The following is an 18,854-nucleotide window of genomic DNA, read 5'->3' as shown; positions in this document are numbered from 1 at the left end:
TGGCAATTTTCTCGCGACCGGCGCCCTGCTTAGCGAAGCCCAACCCTGCTATGATCGGCGCCACTTTTTCATTCACGCCTTCTATGAGTGGATCCATGAGCACCGACAAGACCAACCAGTCCTGGGGCGGCCGCTTCAGTGAGCCCGTCGACGCCTTCGTCGCCCGTTTCACCGCCTCGGTCGATTTCGACAAGCGCCTGTACCGTCACGACATCATGGGTTCGATCGCCCACGCCACCATGCTGGCGCAGGTCGGCGTACTCTCCGACGCCGAGCGCGACACCATCATCGATGGCCTGAAGACCATCCAGGGTGAAATCGAAGCGGGCCAGTTCGACTGGCGTGTCGACCTCGAAGACGTGCACATGAACATCGAGGCCCGCCTGACCGACCGCATCGGCATCACTGGCAAGAAGCTGCACACCGGCCGCAGCCGCAACGACCAGGTCGCCACCGACATCCGCCTGTGGCTGCGTGACGAAATCGACCTGATCCTGGGCGAGATCACCCGCCTGCAGCAGGGTCTGCTGGAACAGGCCGAGCGCGAAGCCGAAACCGTCATGCCCGGCTTCACCCACCTGCAGACCGCCCAGCCGGTGACCTTCGGCCACCATCTGCTGGCCTGGTTCGAAATGCTCAGCCGCGACTACGAGCGCCTGGTCGACTGCCGCAAGCGCGCCAACCGCATGCCACTGGGCAGCGCGGCGCTGGCCGGCACCACCTACCCGATCGACCGTGAGCTGACCTGCAAGCTGCTGGGCTTCGAAGCCGTGGCCGGCAACTCGCTGGACGGCGTCTCGGACCGTGACTTCGCCATCGAATTCTGTGCGGCCGCCAGCGTGGCGATGATGCACCTGTCGCGCTTCTCCGAAGAGCTGGTGCTGTGGACGAGCGCGCAGTTCCAGTTCATCGACCTGCCTGATCGTTTCTGCACCGGCAGTTCGATCATGCCGCAGAAGAAGAACCCGGATGTCCCGGAGCTGGTGCGTGGCAAGACCGGCCGCGTGTTCGGCGCCCTGACCGGCCTGCTCACGCTGATGAAAGGCCAGCCGCTGGCCTACAACAAGGATAACCAGGAAGACAAGGAACCGCTGTTCGACGCCGCCGACACCCTGCGCGACTCGCTGCGTGCCTTTGCCGACATGATCCCGGCGATCAAGCCCAAGCACGCCATCATGCGTGAAGCGGCGCTGCGTGGTTTCTCCACCGCCACCGACCTTGCCGACTACCTGGTGCGCCGTGGCCTGCCCTTCCGTGACTGCCACGAGATTGTCGGTCACGCCGTGAAGTATGGCGTCGACACCGGCAAGGATCTGGCCGAGATGAGCCTGGAGGAACTGCGTCAGTTCAGCGACCAGATCGAACAGGACGTGTTTGCCGTACTCACCCTGGAAGGCTCGGTGAACGCGCGCAACCACATCGGCGGCACCGCGCCGGCGCAGGTGCGTGCAGCGGTGGCACGCGGCAAGGCGCTGCTGGCTTCGCGCTAAGCACAAGGCCGCTCCCACAGGACACCTCGCCCCCTGTGGGAGCGGCCTTGCGCCGCGATGGGCCGCGCAGCGGCCCCTCTTCCAATCACCGCTTGTTCCGCACCATCTCCATGAACTTCGGCATCGCCGCCTCCTTGTCCGCCACGATCCGCGCCATGTGCGGATGCTCGCGCAGCTTCCCCAACAGCGCCGCTGCCTGGGGGAAGTCCGCCAGGAAATCGATCCCCAGCACCTTCTTGCCTACCGCACACGCCAGGTCGACCGAGAAGCAGAACATCAGGTCAGCCAGGGTCAGCTTTTCGCCAGCGACATAAGGCGCGAACTTGCCGTTGCGCTTGAGCGTGGCAAAACCTGCCAGCAGCTCGCTGCGCGCTCGCTCCTTGACCAGCGGCTCCACCGCCGTACCGAAGAACGCTTCGGCGTAGCAGGTACGTGCCGGCAGTTCGATGTACAGCTCGATCTCTTTGAGCAGCTCACGCACCTTGGCCTGCCCGAATGCATCACTGGGCAGCAGCGGATGCTCGGGGTGGGTCTGCTCGATGTAATCGAGGATCACGTTTGTCTCGCTGAGAAAGCCGTGTTCGGTTCCCAGCACCGGAACCTTGCCACGCGGGCTGACAGCCAGCACCTCGGGCGTCTGCCCGGAAACGAACGGCACCTCCTCGAAGGGCACGCCTTTTTCCAGCAGGGCCAGCTTGACCATGTTGTAGTAGTTGCTGACCGCGAATCCGTAGAGCTTGAGCATGAACGACAGCCTCCAGGCCGTAAGGGGTTGGCCTGGCTGTTATAGCCGCCTGGCCATCCCCTGACCAGCATCATGGCGCGCGTCGATGACCGGGCATTGCCGACACAGGCATGGCACACTGTCGCTTTCATCACAGGAGTAGCGCCATGAGCGAACCAACCGACATCGAAAACGACGACGAAGAATTCGCCGAGGCGACGCTGACCCAGGCCATCGAGAACCAGATCGAGAGCGGCAATCCGCCTGCCGCCAAGGCTACCTTCAACAAGCTGACCCTGGTCGGCTACGAGCGCGAGGACATCCTCAACCTCATGGCCCACGTGCTGGCCATCGAGATCGACGCGTTGCTCACCGAGGATCGCGCATTCGATACCGAGTGGTACGAAAATGCCCTGCGCGCCCTGCCGGAATTGCCACCTGAGGCAAATCAAGGCGACGACGACGAAGCCTGACTACACTCCTGACTTCCGTCCTTGTCTGGAAGTCAGGAGTCGCTCATGTCCTTCACCCCCGAATTGATCGCCGAACTGGAAGTCCTTGCGCTGTTCAACCTCGACAGCAGCCAGGAAGGGATCAAGATTCACGCCAATGCCTCGCCAGCGCTGGTCGCCGCGGCCAAACGCCTGCATGCCAAGCAACTGACCGACCAGCCAGACGGTGGTTACCTGACCAGCCTGGGCCACGATGCGGTGGAGAGCGTGCAGTTGCTGTTGAATGTTCTGAAAAGCCCACAGCCTGCGTAACTGTAACGGCCTCATCGCGGGACAAGTCGGAGCGCCGTACCCTGTGGGAGCGGCGGTTCGGCGCTCCGACTTGTCCCGCGATGAGGCCCATAAAGACACCACACCCCTAAGGCGCTGGAAAAATGGCGTCAAAATGCCACTCACCCTCTTATCCGACCTCGCCACTCAGGCTAAACTCGCCGATGCTCCCCCGGCCTGCCTGAGTGCGTCATGAACCACCCCCATGAAATCCGCCCCGATCTGCACGAAGGTATCGACCGCAAGGTGCTGTCGACCCTGCGTGGGCGCTTTCTACAGCTGAACGAGGGCCGTCTCGCGCGGGCCAAGGAAGGGCTCTCCAGCCGCCAGCAGCAGGTACTGACGCTGCTGCCGCTGTTCTTCCACGTCAATCATCCGCTGCTGCCGGGCTATGTGTCAGGCAGCACGCCTGCGGGCGTCTCGGGCTTCGAGCCGGACGCCGAGCTGCTGGCCGAAGCCCAGCGTCTGACCCGGTCGTTCACCTACAAGGCCCGCCACGGCAACCCGCCACGGCCGATTCATGGCCTGTTCCTCATGGGCAGCCTCGGCACCCTGGCCCAGGCCGAGCAAAGCGACATGGACCTGTGGGTCTGTCATGCACCGGGCATTGGCGAAGGCGCCCTGGCCGAGCTGCGGCGCAAATGCCAGTTGCTCGAAGCCTGGGCCGCCACCCAGGGCGCCGAGGCGCATTTCTTCCTGATCGAGCCCCAGGGCTTTGTCCAGGGCGAACGCGACAGCCAGCTCAGCTCCGACGACTGCGGCACCACCCAGCATTACCTGCTGCTCGACGAGTTCTATCGCACGGCGATCTGGCTGGCCGGACGCACGCCGCTGTGGTGGCTGGTGCCGGTCTACGAAGAGCACAACTACCACGCCTACACCCAGACGCTGCTGTCCAAGCGCTTCATTCGCGCCCAGGACGACCTTGACCTCGGCCACCTCGCACACATCCCGCCCGGGGAGTTCGTCGGCGCAGGGCTGTGGCAACTGTTCAAGGGCATCGACTCGCCCTACAAGTCGCTGCTCAAGCTGCTGCTGACCGAGGTCTACGCCAGCGAACACCCCGAGGTACGCTGCCTGAGCCTGGACTACAAGCGCGCGGTGTTCGCCAACCGCCTGGACCTCGACGAGCTGGACCCATATGTCATGGTCTACCGCCGCATCGAGCAGTACCTGCAGCGCCGTGGCGAACATGCACGCCTGGAGCTGGTGCGGCGCAGCCTCTACCTGAAGGTCAACAAGAAGCTCAGCGCCCTGCCCCGCACGCGCAGCACCGGCTGGCAGCGCCAGCTCCTGGAGCGCCTGACCGACGAGTGGGGCTGGGACGAGCGCCAACTGGCGCTGCTCGACAGCCGCAGCCAGTGGAAGGTCCGCCAGGTGGCGGTCGAGCGTCGCGAGCTGGTGGCCGAGCTGAACTACAGCTACCGCTTCCTCAGCCAGTTCGCACGCGACCAGAGCGCCAGTAGCCGCGCCGATCAACGCGACCTCAACGTGCTGGGTCGGCGCCTGTACGCGGCCTTCGAGCGCCGCGCCGGCAAGATCGAGGTGATCAACCCGGGCATCGCCCCGGACATCGCCGAAGATACCCTCACCCTCGTCCAGTCGCCCAACCGCAAGGAGCCGGGCACCCACCACTGGGGCCTGTACAACGGCAACCTGGGCGTGCACGAGTGGGAGCATTTCAGCCCGATCAAACGCTGCCGCGAGCTGCTCGAACTGCTGACCTGGGCACACCGCAACGGCGTGATCGACAGCAGCACACGTCTGGCCCTGCACCCCGGTGTCAGCGACCTGAGCGAGTTCGAGCTGTTCAACCTGCTCGGCAGCCTGCAGCAGACCATCGCGCTACCGCTGGAAACCGTCAGCGAAATCCGCCTGCTGCAACCCAGCGTGGCCGACGAGATCCTGCTGCTGGTCAACGTTGGCATCGACCCGCTGCGTCATCACCGCGACCTGAACATCCTGATGACCACCGAGCGCACCGACTCGCTGAGCTATGCCGGGGTGCGCGAAAACCTGGTGCTGACCTTCGACCAGATCACCCTGAACAGCTGGAACGAAGTGCTGGTGCAGCGCTACGACGGCGAGCACGCGCTGATGCGCTGCCTGCGTGACTTCCTCAACAGCCAGGGACCGCGCACGCAGCGTCCACGGCTACGGGTGCGCTGTTTCTGCCACAACCGTGCGCAAGCGATCGCCCAGCGCGTCGAGGACATCTTCGAGACCGTGCAGTTGCTGCTGGATCAGGGCCTGAACCACCGCTACCTGCTGCAAGTGGCGCAGCACACCCATGTGCTGGACCTGGTGCCTGGCCAGGTCAGCCTGACCACCCTGGACGATCAGGATGCCGTGCTCGCCCACCTCGGCGAGGAGCGCAGCCAGTACAGCCCGCTGTACCTGGACGCCAATGCCCTGCAGGACCACGACCTGCCACTGGTGCTGGAACAGGGTCAAGCGGGCTGCATCCAGGTGTTCTATCGCCTGCACGAAGGCTGGGCCGAGCTCTACGTACTCGACGAATACAACGCACTCTGGCAGCAGCGGCTGCCACTGCAGGACGAAAGCCACCTGCTGCTGCCCCTGCAACGCTTCCTGCAGTCGGTGGTGGTGCGCCGCGATGCCCAGTTGCCGCTCGACAGCCTGCAACAGGCCGCGCTGGACATCCTCTACTACCAGCTACTGCCCAACGGCCCAGGCAAATGCCGTGCCCTGGAGCCTCGGCCCGCGCCACAGGTCGCGAGCGGCCAGCCGTACTACGAAGTGCAGGCGATTCTCCAGGCAGGCGCGGGGGATGACGTGCATGTCACGCTGTATTGCGACCAGCAGGAGTTTTCCCAGCTCGATCACGGCGACCAGCTGTATGCCGTGGTCGCCCGGCAGATTCTCCGCCAGCGCCGCAGCGCCGGGAACTACCGCTGCTACATCACCGACCTGGACCTGTCCGAGCTGCTCGAGGACGAACAGGGCTCGACGGTGCTGTTCCTGCGCTACAAGCGCGAACTGGAGCAGTCGCTCAATGATGGGCTGGAGCAGCTACAGGCTTGTTTGTAGCTGATGCCGTTCAGAGATCGAAATCACCTGCCGCTTCAGGCTGGTATTCCACGGCGAGCAGCTTGAGCTTGAGCGTCTTGCCGCCTGGCGCCGGCCAGTCGATCTGGTCGCCCACCGACAGGCCGAGCAGCGCGCAACCGATCGGTGCGAGGATCGAGACGTTGCCTTCCCCGCCTGCATCCTTCGGGTAGACCAAGGTCAGGTGATAATCCTTGCCGGTGGCTTCCTCGCGGCAGTGCACGCGCGAGTTCATGGTCACCACGCCCGCCGGGACCTCCTCGTGGCCGACCACCTGTTCGGCGCGGTCCAGCTCGTCCTGCAGGGCGAGCACACCCGGCGTGCTTTCGTCGAGGCTGTCGAGCAGACGCTCAAGACGCTGCACGTCCAGTCGGGTGAGGATGAGGGAAGGCTTGGTGCTCATGGTCCAGTCAGACTCCTTTCAACGAAGTATTTCAAGCTGTAGATAAAGCAAAACCCCGCCCAAGGGCGGGGTTTGAGAATGCTTCTGGCGCGGCCAGTACCGGACTGACACTACCACAGCCGGGCAAATACTCAAGCCTGTGGCGTCGAAGCCCTCAGTGCGTCGGCCTCGCGGCAGATCTGCCGCCGCCGCTCGTCATCGGCCGAACGCCATTCGCGGATATGCTCCACATGACGCATGCATCCAGTGCAGACACGGCGCTCGTCGAGACGGCAGACGCTGATGCACGGCGAAGGCACGGCCGGGCTGACATTGCTGTAGAGCGGCTTGGGCGGCCGCGGTTGCTCGCTCATCTCAGATCTCGTCGAAGTCCAGCTTCTCGCCGACCCGCTCCCAGACGATGCGCTCGAGCATCTCGCCGAGCAGTTCTTCGCTCTTCTCGCAGACCCACTTGCCGCTCTCTTCGTCATAGTCGAAGTGGAAACCGCCCGAGCGATCGGCCAGCCACAGCTGACGCAGCGGCTCCTGGCGGCTGAAGATCAGTTGGCTGCCGTTGTCGAACTTGATCGTCAGGACACCGGCGGAGTTTTCCATGTCCAGGTCCAGGTCGGTCTCGTCGAACAGATCCTCCAGGGCCTGTTGGGTCGCGTCGACCAGGTCGTGGAAACGCGCTTCGCTCAAACTCATTGCAGGAACCTCGAAAATGGCTGCACACACGCAAGCCGGGCACGATACGACCGCTGGGCGCTGATTGCAAAGACTAGCGACCGGCAGCACCTAGCCCAACCCTCGTAACCAGCAAGCCTGGCCCGCCCGACGGACCGGCCCTTGCATAGGCAATCCGGCGGTCGCTCGGTATACTCGGGCGCAATACTGCTTATTTCAAAGGATTTCACCCATGAAGCGCCTGATTTCCTCCATTGCGGCGCTGGTCGCTGTAGCCTGCCTCGTTTCGGCCTGCGGTCAGAAAGGCCCCCTGTACCTGCCTGAAGACGGCAAGGACGGCAAGAGCGCACGCAAGTCGTCGCACCAGCACGCGCAGCCGGCCAAGGCCGCCCCGCAAGACGAAGAATCGCTGCCCGAGCAGTCGCCAGCGCAGTAAGGAAATCCAATGGACGCATTCAACTACCGCGACGGTGAACTGTTCGCGGAAGGCGTGGCCCTGTCGGCCATTGCCGAACGTTTCGGCACCCCCACCTACGTCTACTCGCGCGCCCACATCGAGGGCCAGTTCCGTAGCTACACCGACGCCCTGCAAGGGGTCGAGCACCTGGTGTGCTTCGCGGTCAAGGCCAACTCCAACCTCGGCGTGCTGAACCTGCTAGCTCGTCTGGGCGCAGGCTTCGACATCGTTTCCGGTGGCGAACTGGAGCGTGTGCTGGCCGCTGGCGGCCGTGCCGACCGCGTGGTGTTCTCCGGCGTCGGCAAGACCCGTGAAGACATGCGCCGCGCCCTGGAAGTCGGCGTGCACTGCTTCAACGTCGAATCCACCGACGAACTCGAGCGCCTGCAAGTGGTGGCCGCCGAGATGGGCAAGGTCGCCCCGGTCTCGCTGCGGGTCAACCCGGACGTCGATGCTGGCACCCACCCGTACATTTCCACCGGCCTCAAAGAGAACAAGTTCGGTATCGCCATCGCCGATGCCGAAGCCATCTACGTGCGCGCCGCGCAGTTGCCCAACCTGGACGTGGTCGGTGTCGACTGCCACATCGGTTCGCAGCTGACCACCGTCGACCCGTTCCTTGACGCCCTCGACCGCCTGCTCGACCTGGTCGACCGCCTTGCCGACTGCGGTATCCACCTGCGTCACCTCGACCTGGGCGGCGGCGTCGGCGTGCGCTATCGCGACGAACAGCCACCGCTGGTCGCCGACTACATCAAGGCCATCCGCGAGCGCGTCGGCGCACGCGACCTGGCCCTGGTGTTCGAGCCCGGCCGCTACATCGTCGCCAACGGCGGCGTGCTGCTGACCCGCGTCGAATACCTCAAGCACACCGAGCACAAGGACTTCGCCATCATCGATGCGGCGATGAACGACCTGATCCGTCCGGCGCTGTACCAGGCCTGGATGGACGTCAGCGCGGTCAAGCCACGCGAAGGCGAAGGCCGTGCCTACGACCTGGTCGGGCCGATCTGCGAAACCGGTGACTTCCTCGCCAAGGACCGCCAGCTGAACCTCGCCGAAGGCGACCTGCTGGCCGTGCAGTCTGCGGGCGCCTATGGTTTCGTCATGAGCTCGAACTACAACACCCGTGGCCGTTGCGCCGAAATCCTGGTCGATGGCGACCAGGCCTTCGAAGTCCGCCGCCGCGAGACCATTGCCGAACTGTTCGCCGGCGAAAGCCTGCTGCCGGAGTGAACCCATGCTGCTGCGTTTCACCAAGATGCACGGGCTGGGCAACGACTTCATGGTCCTGGACCTGGTCAGCCAGCACGCGCACATCCAGCCCAAGCATGCCAAGCAGTGGGGTGACCGCCATACCGGCATCGGCTTCGACCAGTTGCTGATCGTCGAGGCGCCGAGCAATCCGGAAGTGGACTTCCGCTACCGGATCTTCAATGCCGACGGCTCCGAAGTCGAACAGTGCGGCAACGGCGCGCGCTGCTTCGCCCGTTTCGTGCTGGACAAGCGCCTGACCGCGAAGAAGCGCATCCGCGTCGAAACCAAAGGCGGTGTCATCGAGCTGGATGTGCAGAACGATGGCCAGGTCTGTGTCGACATGGGCCCGCCGCGCTTCATCCCGGCCGATATCCCCTTCGTCGCCGACCGGCAGGCGCTGAGTTATCCACTGGAGGTCGATGGCCAGGTCCACTCGATCGCCGCGGTGTCCATGGGCAACCCGCATTCGGTGCTGCGCGTCGATGACGTGCGCAGCGCCCCCGTGCACGAGCTGGGGCCGAAGATCGAGCACCATCCGCGCTTCCCGCAGCGGGTCAACGCCGGCTTCATCCAGGTCGTCGACCGTCACCGTGCCAACCTGCGGGTATGGGAGCGCGGTGCAGGTGAAACCCAGGCCTGCGGCACCGGCGCCTGCGCCGCCGCCGTAGCAGCCATCGCCCAGGGCTGGATGGATTCTCCCGTGTCCATCGACCTGCCGGGCGGGCGTCTGAGCATCGAATGGGCCGGCCCCGGCAAACCGGTGCTGATGACCGGCCCGGCCGTACGCGTCTACGAAGGACAGGTTCGTCTCTAAGCGAGTATCCGCCATGACCGATCAGCCACAGGTTGTACCCGAGCAAGCCGCCGACCTCGACGCCGAGGCGGTGGTCGCCTACCTGCGTGCCCACCCAACCTTCTTCGCCGAGCATGACGAACTGCTCATCGAGCAGCGCATCCCCCACCAGCGCGGCGACAGCGTGTCGCTGGTGGAGCGCCAGCTCAAGCTGCTGCGCGACCGCAACATCGAGATGCGCCATCGCCTGTCGCAATTGATGGATGTGGCCCGCGACAACGACCGGCTGTTCGACAAGACCCGCCGCCTGATCCTCGACCTGCTCGACGCCAGCAGCCTGGAAGAGGTGGTGATGGCGGTCGAAGACAGCCTGCGCCAGGAGTTCCAGGTGCCCTTCGTCAGCCTGATCCTGTTCGGTGAGAACGCCGCGCCGGTCGGGCGCTGGGTCAGCGGTGCCGAGGCGCAACAGGCCATCGGTGGCCTGCTGGGCAGCGGCAAGACGGTCAGCGGCAATCTGCGCGAGCATGAGCTGGCCTTCCTGTTCGGCGAAGACCAGCGCAAGGATGTCGGTTCCAGTGCCGTCGCCTCGCTGGAGCACCAGGGCCTGCACGGCGTGCTGGCCATTGGCAGCCGCGACCCGCAGCACTACAAGAGCAGCGTCGGCACCCTGTTCCTCACCTACATCGCCGAAGTCCTCGGTCGCGTGGTTCCGCGCTTCACCCAGACGCTGCGCTCGGTGCGCTGATGGAACGCCAGCTGGAAGCTTATTGCGCGCACCTGCGCAACGAGCGCCAGGTGTCCGAGCACACCCAGCTGGCCTACCGCCGCGACCTGGAGAAGGTGGTCGAATTCTGCAACACCCAGGGCATCGCCAGTTGGCAGGCCCTGCAGATCCAGCAATTGCGCCAGCTGGTGGCGCGCCTGCACCACCACGGCCAATCATCGCGCAGCCTGGCGCGCCTGCTTTCGGCGGTGCGCGGCCTGTATCGCTACCTCAACCGTGAGGGGCTTTGCCAGCATGACCCGGCCAACGGCCTGACCCCGCCCAAGGGTGAGCGTCGCCTGCCCAAGACCCTCGACACCGACCGCGCCCTGCAACTGCTCGACGGCGGCGTCGACGACGACTTCATCGCCCGTCGTGACCAGGCCATTCTCGAACTGTTCTATTCCTCGGGCCTGCGCCTGTCGGAACTGACCAACCTCGACCTCGAACAACTGGACCTGGCGGGCGGGCTGGTCCAGGTGCAGGGCAAGGGTGGCAAGGCCCGCGTCCTGCCGGTCGGGCGCAAGGCGCGCGAGGCGCTGCAGGCGTGGCTGAAACTGCGCGGGATCAGCGCGCCACGCGACGGGGCGATGTTCGTCACCCGCCAAGGCAAGCGCCTGGGGCCACGGGCCATCCAGTTGCGGGTCAAGGTCGCCGGCGAACGCGAACTGGGCCAGCACCTGCACCCGCACATGCTCCGCCACTCCTTCGCCAGCCACCTGCTCGAATCGTCCCAGGACCTGCGCGCGGTACAGGAGATGCTCGGCCACGCCGACATCAGCACCACGCAGATCTACACCCACCTGGACTTCCAGCACCTGGCCGCCGTCTACGACAGCGCCCATCCACGGGCCAAACGCAGCAAAGGCAGCGACTCATGAGTATCAAGCTGATCACCTTCGACCTGGACGACACCCTGTGGGACACCGCACCGGTGATCGCCAGTGCCGAGACCGTACTGCGCGACTGGCTTGCCGCCAATGCCCCAACCCTGGGCGGTGTGCCGGTCGAGCACCTGTATGCCATCCGCGAACGCCTGGTGCAGGCCGAACCGGGCCTCAAGCACCGCATCAGCGCCCTGCGCCGGCGCGTGCTGTTCCACGCACTGTCCGACGTCGGCTACAGCGAGCAACACGCCCAGGAGCTTGCCAATGAAGCCTTCGAGGTGTTCCTGCATGCCCGGCATCAGGTCGAGGTGTTTCCCGAAGTGCAGCCGGTACTGGAGATCCTGCGCCATCACTATGTGCTGGGCGTCGTGACCAACGGCAATGCCGATGTGCGGCGGTTGGGGATCTCGGACTACTTCCGCTTCGCCCTGTGCGCCGAGGACCTGGGGATCGGCAAGCCGGACCCGGCGCCGTTCCGCGAAGCGCTCAAGCGCGGCGAGGTCGAAGCCAGTGCGGCGGTACACATCGGCGATCACCCGGGAGACGACATCGCAGGGGCCCAACGCGCCGGCCTACGCGCGATCTGGTTCAACCCCCAGGGTAAGGCCTGGGCCGGCGAGCAGGCGCCGGATGCCGAGATCCAGCGCCTGTCGCAACTGCCCGACGTGCTCGCACGCTGGCGCTGACGGCCCTATCGCGGGGCACGTCGGATTCCACCCACAAAAAAGCCCGCAGCGACGGCGGGCTTTCTTGTATCCAGCCACTCAGATAGGGCGGCTGCCGTACTTGTTGTCCGGCTTCTTGGGCGGATCGGCAACCACGTTGGCCTCGACTTCCTGGACCTTGCCACCGCGTGCCAGGAACTCTTCCATGGCGCGCGCCAGCGCGTCGCGCTCCTTCTGCTTGGCTTCCATGCTCGGCATCTCGTCTACCGAGACTGCCGCCTTGGACTTGCCTTTGGCGGCAGGTGCAGGGCTGCTGTCGTCGTCGCCGGCGTCTTCCGCGCCGTCGTCGGATGCCGCGTCAAGGGCCTCATCACCCTCGTCTTCGTCGCCTACTTCGAGGTCATCATTTTCCAGATCGTCGTCGCTCATGTTCTACCTCATGACTTGCGAAAAGCAGGTTAGTTATAGACCAGTGATGCCGTAGACCGGCAGCCACCAGTGAAAATTCAACTGGCCGTGGGTTGGCCACTGCCTTGGATGTACGGCCCCTGGTGAGGGCGTTTCACCCAGCAGATCCCAGCTCCTGGCGGGATCTGACGAAATCCTTGAGCCACCGCTGCTGGCCTTGCGCTATTGGCAAGCCTAGCAAAGCGTGGCGAAGTGTGTGGAAGGCACTGCAAACACCCTTCCGGCGCGCATTCTAGCGCGCCGGGAGAAAAAACAAAGCTCCATCAGTACCCGCTTTTCTGTAAGTTTTCTGCCTGCGTCACGAACGTGCCGGATAAACCGTTTGCCTATCGGCGAAACGGTAAAAATCAGGCAAAAAAATGCCCGGACAAGCCGGGCAAGTTTTTTACTGCAGGGCGGTTACAGGTTGTAGCCGCGCTCGTTGTGCTGAGCCAGGTCGAGGCCGACCGACTCTTCTTCTTCGTTGACCCGCAGGCCCATTACCACGTCCAGCACCTTGAGGATCACGTAGGTGACGATGGCGGTGTAGGCCACGGTGAAGATCACGCCCTTGGCCTGGACCCAGACCTGCGCACCGATATCGGTGACCGCGCCGAAGCCGCCCAGGGCCGGTGCTGCGAACACACCGGTGAGAATCGCGCCGACGATACCGCCAATACCATGCACACCGAAGGCATCCAGCGAGTCGTCGTAGCCCAGCTTGCGCTTGAGGCTGGTGGCGCAGAAGTAGCAGATCACACCCGACGCCAGGCCGATTACCAGGGCGCCCATAGGGCCGACGGTGCCGGCAGCCGGAGTGATGGCGACCAGGCCGGCGACCACACCCGAAGCGATGCCCAGGGCGCTGGGTTTGCCGTGGCCGATCCACTCGGCGAACATCCAGCCCAGCGCGGCGGCGGCGGTGGCGATCTGGGTCACCAGCATGGCCATGCCGGCAGTGCCGTTGGCCGCTGCAGCGGAACCTGCGTTGAAGCCGAACCAGCCGATCCACAGCATGGCCGCGCCGACCAGGGTGTAGCCGAGGTTGTGCGGAGCCATCGGCGTGGTCGGGTAGCCTTTGCGCTTGCCCAGTACCAGGCACGCCACCAGACCTGCGATACCGGCGTTGATGTGCACCACGGTGCCGCCCGCGAAGTCCAGTACGCCCCAGTCCCACATCAGTGCGCCGTCACCGCTCCAGACCATGTGCGCGATCGGCGCATAGACCAGGGTGAACCACACGCCCATGAACACCAGCATGGCGGAGAACTTCATGCGTTCGGCGAAGGCACCGACGATCAGTGCAGGAGTGATGATGGCGAAGGTCATCTGGAAGGTGATGAACACCGCCTCAGGGAACAGCGCGGTGGCCGAGGTCAGGCCAGACGGCGTCACACCGGCGAGGAAGGCTTTGGAGAAGCCGCCGATGAACGAGTTGAAATTGAGCACGCCCTTTTCCATGCCGGTGGTATCGAAGGCGATGCTGTAGCCGTAGATGACCCACAGGATGCTGATCAGACCGGTGATGGCGAAGCACTGCATCATCACCGACAGCAGGTTCTTGGAGCGCACCATGCCACCGTAGAACAGGGCCAGGCCCGGGATGGTCATGAACAGTACCAGCGCCGTGGCCGTGAGCATCCAGGCGGTGTCGCCGGAGTTCAGTACCGGGGCGGCTGCTTCCTCTGCCAGGGCAAGGCCAGGCATTACGAGGGACAATAGGGCTCCTAGCCCTGCGATCTTGCGCAGAGTCATTTGTTTTCTCCTGGGGCGTTTGGGTTTGGTGAGGCTTGTTGTGTCGCTTAGATCGCGTCGGTATCGGTTTCGCCGGTACGGATGCGGATCGCCTGCTCCAGATTCACCACGAAGATCTTGCCGTCGCCGATCTTGCCGGTGTTGGCCGCCTTGGTGATGGCTTCGATCACCCGGTCCAGGTCCTTATCATCGATGGCGACATCGATCTTGACCTTGGGCAGGAAATCGACCACGTATTCGGCGCCACGGTACAGCTCGGTATGGCCTTTCTGCCGGCCGAAGCCTTTGACTTCGGTCACGGTGATGCCTTGCACGCCGATTTCCGACAGCGACTCGCGCACGTCGTCCAGCTTGAACGGCTTGATGATGGCAGTGACTAGCTTCATGAAACTCTTCTCCCGATTTGGTGGACTTGCCCCAGGAAAACAAACCCGTCTCAAGTCTAAGCGCAGCGCCTGGCTTTGTAACGCGTCGTCGGCTCCATTCCCCCACCGACGCACGTTTTCGGCGGGTGACGAGGGACCCTTGCGGCTCCGCCTGCACACTGCCCGATCACAAGGGACTGCATCAGTGCATGGCGCACAGAGGCCTTTGCAGAAACCTTGCCAGATCCGGCAAAAGGCCAGAAAACAAGTATTTGCGAGCAATGCTCGGGATTAGCCCATGGCCAGTACGGCGAAAGCTGCACGATTCTGGTGCATAGAGTCATAGCGAGCTGCTCAAAAAGTGTGCATCCAGTCCCCGGAATACGCCGTGCTACACTGCCCACCTTTCACACGCACGGAACAACCCGACCCATGCTCGCGCCCAAAGCCCTTCTCGACGCCCTGAGCGACCAGGCCTCGCGCCTGTTCAGCGGCGACACCGCGCAGCCGCGCGCCGAACTCGAAAGCCAGTTCAAGATCCTGATGCAGAGCGCGTTCAGCAAGCTGGACCTGGTCAGCCGTGAAGAATTCGACAGCCAGATGGTGGTCCTGGCGCGCACCCGCGCGCGCCTCGAAGCCCTGGAGAAGCAAGTGGCCGAGCTTCAGGCGCGCATGGCGCCACCGGCCCAGGACTAGCCACCCTTAGGGATATCCGGCCGGCCTCCGCGCAGAGGCCGGCCGGAAACATCAAACGCTTCCTACAAACAATAGGGAGCATTCAAACAAGATGAAACTTATTTAAAGTTCACCTCCCCGGTTGACTTCGATACTACCCTTGAATAAAGTTCGCTCGCCCTGAGAAAAGGGGCCTTTTTTCCATTCACTGAAGAATTCAATGGACACAGTATCTAGTCGCTGCCTGACCGCCGCCGCACGGCCCGGTCAGGCACTTGAACCGGAACACCGGTCCCGACACCCTGGTCGGGCAAGCCGCGCCAGAGCCTGATGCTCCGCCGTGACTTGCCCCAGCCGGTGTCCGCCGGTTGGAGGCAAGCTCATGAACCTCACGTCATTCGTTTCACATCGCCTGCACGCCTGCCTGGCGCGTTTGCAGGCCCGCGCCTGGCCGCCTCGTGGCCCGTGCGCTCCAGCCCAACCCTCCGCCGCCGTGTGCGGCCCGCAGTTGCGTGCCGTATGGCAGGCACACCCCTGCCACGGAAAACTTCAGTTGCGCCTGCACTGGCACCACGACGACAGCCAGGACCCTCCAGGTAGACGGGGGCTGCTGGCACGCCTCTGCGCTCGCCTGAGCCCCCAGACGCTCCACTGAACAACTGATATAGAACAGTAACTTCTGATCGAACTTTCAATCTTGAAAGTTCGCAGGACGGTTATTGCCCATTGTTTATCAACGAGGAATACAAACATGGAATGCGCGAGTAGAAAGTTCGCTGCCGAAACAACTTCCGACTCTCGGCAGCGGACAGACAACTGTCGGAAAAACCAAGCATTTTTCTGCGACCCGACATGCCTTCGTTCACCCCCTGAGTGAAACGTCTGTGTGTCGTGCCGCCGCAGCGGCAGGAGCACAGCAACATGACCGTCAAACACCGCAACACCTCACCGGCCAAGGCCGAACGCGAAACCCGCCTGTCCACCCGCGCCGCCCGTGAAGCGCGCAATGGCCTGTCGGTCACCCTCGCCAACCTCGATGCCAGCGAACTGGGGCTGACCGAACACGAAGCCGCCAAGCGCCTGCAGCGCGACGGCGCCAACCAGGTCGCCCACGACCAGCAACCCCACGCCCTGGTGCAGCTGCTCAAGGCCCTGCACAACCCGTTCATCTACGTCCTGCTGACCCTGGCCGGGATCAGCTTCGTCACCGACTACTGGATGCCGATCAGCGCAGGTGAAGCGGATGACGCCGACCTGACCAAGGTCATCATCATCATGACCATGGTCAGCCTCAGCAGCCTGCTGCGCTTCTGGCAGGAGTACCGCTCGAACAAGGCCGCCGACGCCCTCAAGGCGATGGTACGCACCACGGCCACCGTGCTGCGCCGCGAACAGTTCGGCGAGCCGCCGCGCCTGCGCGAAGTGCCCATGGACGAACTGGTGGCCGGCGACATCGTGCAGCTTTCGGCGGGCGACATGATTCCCGCTGACATCCGCCTGCTCGAATCACGCGACCTGTTCATCAGCCAGGCGGTGCTCACCGGCGAAGCGCTGCCGGTCGAGAAGTACGACACCCTGGGCAATGTCGCGCAGAAGTCCGCCACGACTGACAGCGCTGACCAGGACAACCTGCTCGAACTGCCGAACATCTGTTTCATGGGCACCAACGTGGTCAGCGGCCGCGCCCGCGCCGTGGTGGTCGCCACCGGTCGACGCACCTACTTCGGCTCCCTGGCCAAGGCCATCGCCGGCTCGCGCAGCCAGACCGCCTTCGACCGCGGCGTGAACAGCGTCAGCAGCCTGCTGATCCGCTTCATGCTGGTGATGGTACCGGTGGTGTTCATGATCAATGGCCTGGTCAAGGGCGACTGGGGCGATGCCTTCCTCTTCGCCCTCGCCGTGGCCGTGGGCCTGACCCCGGAAATGCTGCCGATGATCGTCAGCGCCAACCTGGCCAAGGGCGCCGTGGCCATGGCCCGGCGCAAGGTGGTGGTCAAGCGCCTGAACGCCATCCAGAACCTGGGCTCGATGGATGTGCTGTGCACCGACAAGACCGGCACCCTCACCCAGGACCGGATCATCCTCGAGCACCATGTGCGCATCGACGGTGAGCGCGACAAGCGCATCCTCGAGCTGGCCTGGCTCAACAGCCACCACCAGAGCGGCGTGCGCAACCTGATGGACCAGGCCGTACTCCACTTCGCGGCCCAGGACCGCGCGTTCCAGGCGCCCTACGCCTACGCCAAGGTCGACGAGCTGCCGTTCGACTTCATTCGCCGTCGCCTGTCGGTGGTGGTGAAGAACGCCCTGGGCGATCACCTGATGGTGAGCAAAGGCGCGGTCGAGGAAATGCTCGCCATCGCCACCCATGTGCAGGAAGGCGAAAGCGTCGTGGCCCTCGATGAGCGTCGGCGCCAGCGCCTGCTGGCCAGCGCCGATGCCTTCAACCGCGACGGCTTCCGCGTGCTGGTGGTCGCCACCCGCGACATTCCGGCAAGCGAAGGCAAGGCGCAGTACCACACCGACGACGAGCGCGACCTGGTGATCCAGGGCTTCCTGACCTTCCTCGACCCGCCCAAGGAAACCGCCGGCCCGGCCATCGCCGCCCTGCGCGACATGGGCGTGCGGGTCAAGGTACTGACTGGCGATAACCCGGTGGTCACCTGCAAGGTGTGCCGCGAAGTCGGCCTGGAGCCCGGCCTGCCGCTGCTTGGCCAGGACATCGAGCGCATGGACGACACTACCCTGAAGATTCAGGTCGAAGAACGCACCGTCTTCGCCAAGCTCACCCCACTGCAGAAATCCCGCGTGCTCAAGGCGCTGCAGGCCAACGGTCACACCGTGGGCTTCCTCGGCGACGGCATCAACGACGCTGCCGCCCTGCGTGACGCCGACGTCGGTATCTCGGTGGACAGCGGCACCGATATCGCCAAGGAATCGGCAGACATCATCCTGCTGGAAAAAAGCCTGATGGTGCTCGAGGAGGGTGTGCTCAAGGGTCGCGAAACCTTCGGCAACATCATGAAGTACCTGTGCATGACCGCCAGTTCCAACTTCGGCAACGTGTTCTCGGTGCTGGTGGCCAGTGCGTTCATCCCCTTCCTGCCGATGCTGGCGATCCACCTGCTGCTGCAGAACCTGATGTACGACTTCTCCCAGCTGTCGCTGCCGTGGGACCGCATGGACAAGGAGTTCCTCAGCGAACCGCGCAAGTGGGACGCTCGCAATATCGGCCGCTTCATGCTGTGGATCGGCCCGACCTCGTCGATCTTCGACATCACCACCTTTGCCCTGATGTGGTACGTGTTCGCCGCCAACAGTGTCGAGATGCAGGCGCTGTTCCAGTCCGGCTGGTTCATCGAAGGGCTGCTGTCGCAGACCCTGGTGGTGCACATGCTGCGCACCCGCAAGGTGCCGTTCTTCCAGAGCACTGCGGCGCTGCCGGTGATCCTGGCCACGGGCCTGGTGATGGCGCTGGGCATCTACATCCCGTTCTCGCCAGTTGGCGCGATGGTCGGTCTGGTGCCGCTGCCGTGGGAATACTTCCCTTGGCTGGTCGCCACCCTGCTGGGCTACTGCGTGGTCGCTCAGACCATGAAAACCCTCTACATCCGCCGCTTCGGACAGTGGTTCTGAGCCAGCAGGGAGAGCAGACC

The 18,854-nt window shown here is 64.1% G+C and carries 19 protein-coding genes; 12 read left to right on the top strand and 7 right to left on the bottom strand.

Going from position 1 to position 18,854, the window contains the following annotated elements:
- Window positions 1–95: 95 nt before the first annotated feature.
- Window positions 96–1,490: an argininosuccinate lyase gene (argH, locus tag ACK3BK_RS01070; protein ID WP_186667376.1), complete on the top strand. Its 1,395-nt coding sequence runs from the start codon at window positions 96–98 to the stop codon at window positions 1,488–1,490.
- Between the two features lie 85 nt (window positions 1,491–1,575).
- Here argH and ACK3BK_RS01065 read toward each other — a convergent pair whose 3' ends face one another.
- Window positions 1,576–2,235: a glutathione S-transferase family protein gene (locus ACK3BK_RS01065; RefSeq protein ID WP_186667375.1), complete on the bottom strand. Its 660-nt coding sequence runs from the start codon at window positions 2,233–2,235 to the stop codon at window positions 1,576–1,578.
- Window positions 2,236–2,381: 146 nt separating this feature from the next.
- On the opposite strand from ACK3BK_RS01065, the gene ACK3BK_RS01060 reads away from it, so the two are divergent.
- The 3 genes from ACK3BK_RS01060 (at window position 2,382) to ACK3BK_RS01050 (ending at window position 6,047) form a co-directional block, all read left to right on the top strand.
- Window positions 2,382–2,687, top strand: a complete 306-nt coding sequence (locus ACK3BK_RS01060) for a hypothetical protein (RefSeq protein ID WP_054891610.1) — start codon at window positions 2,382–2,384, stop codon at window positions 2,685–2,687.
- A 45-nt stretch (window positions 2,688–2,732) separates the two neighbouring features.
- The gene (locus ACK3BK_RS01055) at window positions 2,733–2,978 is read left to right on the top strand and encodes a TIGR02647 family protein (protein ID WP_186667374.1); all 246 of its coding nucleotides are present in this window, start codon (window positions 2,733–2,735) and stop codon (window positions 2,976–2,978) included.
- Between the two features lie 210 nt (window positions 2,979–3,188).
- Entirely contained in the window at window positions 3,189–6,047 is a 2,859-nt protein-coding gene (locus ACK3BK_RS01050) for a class I adenylate cyclase (protein WP_411383583.1), read from the top strand.
- A gap of 10 nt (window positions 6,048–6,057) precedes the next feature.
- On the opposite strand, the gene rnk is transcribed toward ACK3BK_RS01050, so the two are convergent.
- The 3 genes from rnk to cyaY form a co-directional block, all read right to left on the bottom strand.
- Window positions 6,058–6,468: a nucleoside diphosphate kinase regulator gene (gene rnk / locus ACK3BK_RS01045; RefSeq protein ID WP_186667372.1), complete on the bottom strand. Its 411-nt coding sequence runs from the start codon at window positions 6,466–6,468 to the stop codon at window positions 6,058–6,060.
- A gap of 131 nt (window positions 6,469–6,599) precedes the next feature.
- Window positions 6,600–6,821, bottom strand: coding sequence for a DUF1289 domain-containing protein (locus ACK3BK_RS01040; protein WP_054891606.1), 222 nt, complete (start codon window positions 6,819–6,821; stop codon window positions 6,600–6,602).
- Window position 6,822: 1 nt separating this feature from the next.
- On the bottom strand, window positions 6,823–7,155 hold the full coding sequence (cyaY, locus tag ACK3BK_RS01035; RefSeq protein WP_054891605.1) for an iron donor protein CyaY: 333 nt from the start codon (window positions 7,153–7,155) through the stop codon (window positions 6,823–6,825).
- Window positions 7,156–7,366: 211 nt separating this feature from the next.
- Between cyaY and lptM the strand changes: the two genes are divergently transcribed.
- From lptM to ACK3BK_RS01005, 6 genes are read left to right on the top strand one after another with little or no spacing between them, the layout of a single operon-like run.
- Entirely contained in the window at window positions 7,367–7,570 is a 204-nt protein-coding gene (gene lptM / locus ACK3BK_RS01030; RefSeq protein WP_186667371.1) for an LPS translocon maturation chaperone LptM, read from the top strand.
- Window positions 7,571–7,579: 9 nt separating this feature from the next.
- Entirely contained in the window at window positions 7,580–8,827 is a 1,248-nt protein-coding gene (gene lysA, locus ACK3BK_RS01025) for a diaminopimelate decarboxylase (RefSeq protein ID WP_186710920.1), read from the top strand.
- 4 nt (window positions 8,828–8,831) lie between these two features.
- Entirely contained in the window at window positions 8,832–9,662 is an 831-nt protein-coding gene (gene dapF / locus ACK3BK_RS01020; RefSeq protein ID WP_186720265.1) for a diaminopimelate epimerase, read from the top strand.
- A 13-nt stretch (window positions 9,663–9,675) separates the two neighbouring features.
- Window positions 9,676–10,386 carry a DUF484 family protein gene (locus ACK3BK_RS01015; RefSeq protein WP_186667370.1) on the top strand — a complete coding sequence of 237 codons (711 nt, stop codon included), beginning with the start codon at window positions 9,676–9,678 and terminating at the stop codon, window positions 10,384–10,386.
- A complete protein-coding gene (gene xerC / locus ACK3BK_RS01010; RefSeq protein WP_186667369.1) occupies window positions 10,386–11,285 on the top strand; it encodes a tyrosine recombinase XerC in 900 nt (299 codons plus the stop codon). Before ACK3BK_RS01015 ends, xerC begins: the two co-directional genes overlap by 1 nt.
- Complete coding sequence (locus ACK3BK_RS01005) at window positions 11,282–11,977, top strand: HAD family hydrolase (protein ID WP_186710914.1); 696 nt, start codon at window positions 11,282–11,284, stop codon at window positions 11,975–11,977. Before xerC ends, ACK3BK_RS01005 begins: the two co-directional genes overlap by 4 nt.
- A gap of 78 nt (window positions 11,978–12,055) precedes the next feature.
- On the opposite strand, the gene sutA is transcribed toward ACK3BK_RS01005, so the two are convergent.
- From sutA to glnK, 3 genes are all read right to left on the bottom strand, one after another.
- Window positions 12,056–12,385, bottom strand: coding sequence for a transcriptional regulator SutA (gene sutA, locus ACK3BK_RS01000; RefSeq protein WP_186667367.1), 330 nt, complete (start codon window positions 12,383–12,385; stop codon window positions 12,056–12,058).
- A gap of 438 nt (window positions 12,386–12,823) precedes the next feature.
- A complete protein-coding gene (locus ACK3BK_RS00995) occupies window positions 12,824–14,158 on the bottom strand; it encodes an ammonium transporter (protein ID WP_054891597.1) in 1,335 nt (444 codons plus the stop codon).
- Between the two features lie 47 nt (window positions 14,159–14,205).
- The gene (gene glnK, locus ACK3BK_RS00990) at window positions 14,206–14,544 is read right to left on the bottom strand and encodes a P-II family nitrogen regulator (protein ID WP_002555808.1); all 339 of its coding nucleotides are present in this window, start codon (window positions 14,542–14,544) and stop codon (window positions 14,206–14,208) included.
- 411 nt (window positions 14,545–14,955) lie between these two features.
- On the opposite strand from glnK, the gene ACK3BK_RS00985 reads away from it, so the two are divergent.
- Both ACK3BK_RS00985 and mgtA read left to right on the top strand, forming a co-directional pair.
- Complete coding sequence (locus ACK3BK_RS00985) at window positions 14,956–15,219, top strand: accessory factor UbiK family protein (RefSeq protein WP_186667366.1); 264 nt, start codon at window positions 14,956–14,958, stop codon at window positions 15,217–15,219.
- A gap of 900 nt (window positions 15,220–16,119) precedes the next feature.
- Complete coding sequence (gene mgtA / locus ACK3BK_RS00980; protein ID WP_411383582.1) at window positions 16,120–18,834, top strand: magnesium-translocating P-type ATPase; 2,715 nt, start codon at window positions 16,120–16,122, stop codon at window positions 18,832–18,834.
- Window positions 18,835–18,854: the final 20 nt, after the last annotated feature.

It is taken from the genome of Pseudomonas sp. L7, from assembly GCF_046605565.1.
Classification (GTDB): Bacteria; Pseudomonadota; Gammaproteobacteria; order Pseudomonadales; family Pseudomonadaceae; genus Aquipseudomonas; species Aquipseudomonas wayambapalatensis.
Note: the sequence above shows the minus strand (reverse complement) of the source record. Positions and strands in the feature narration are given on the sequence as shown.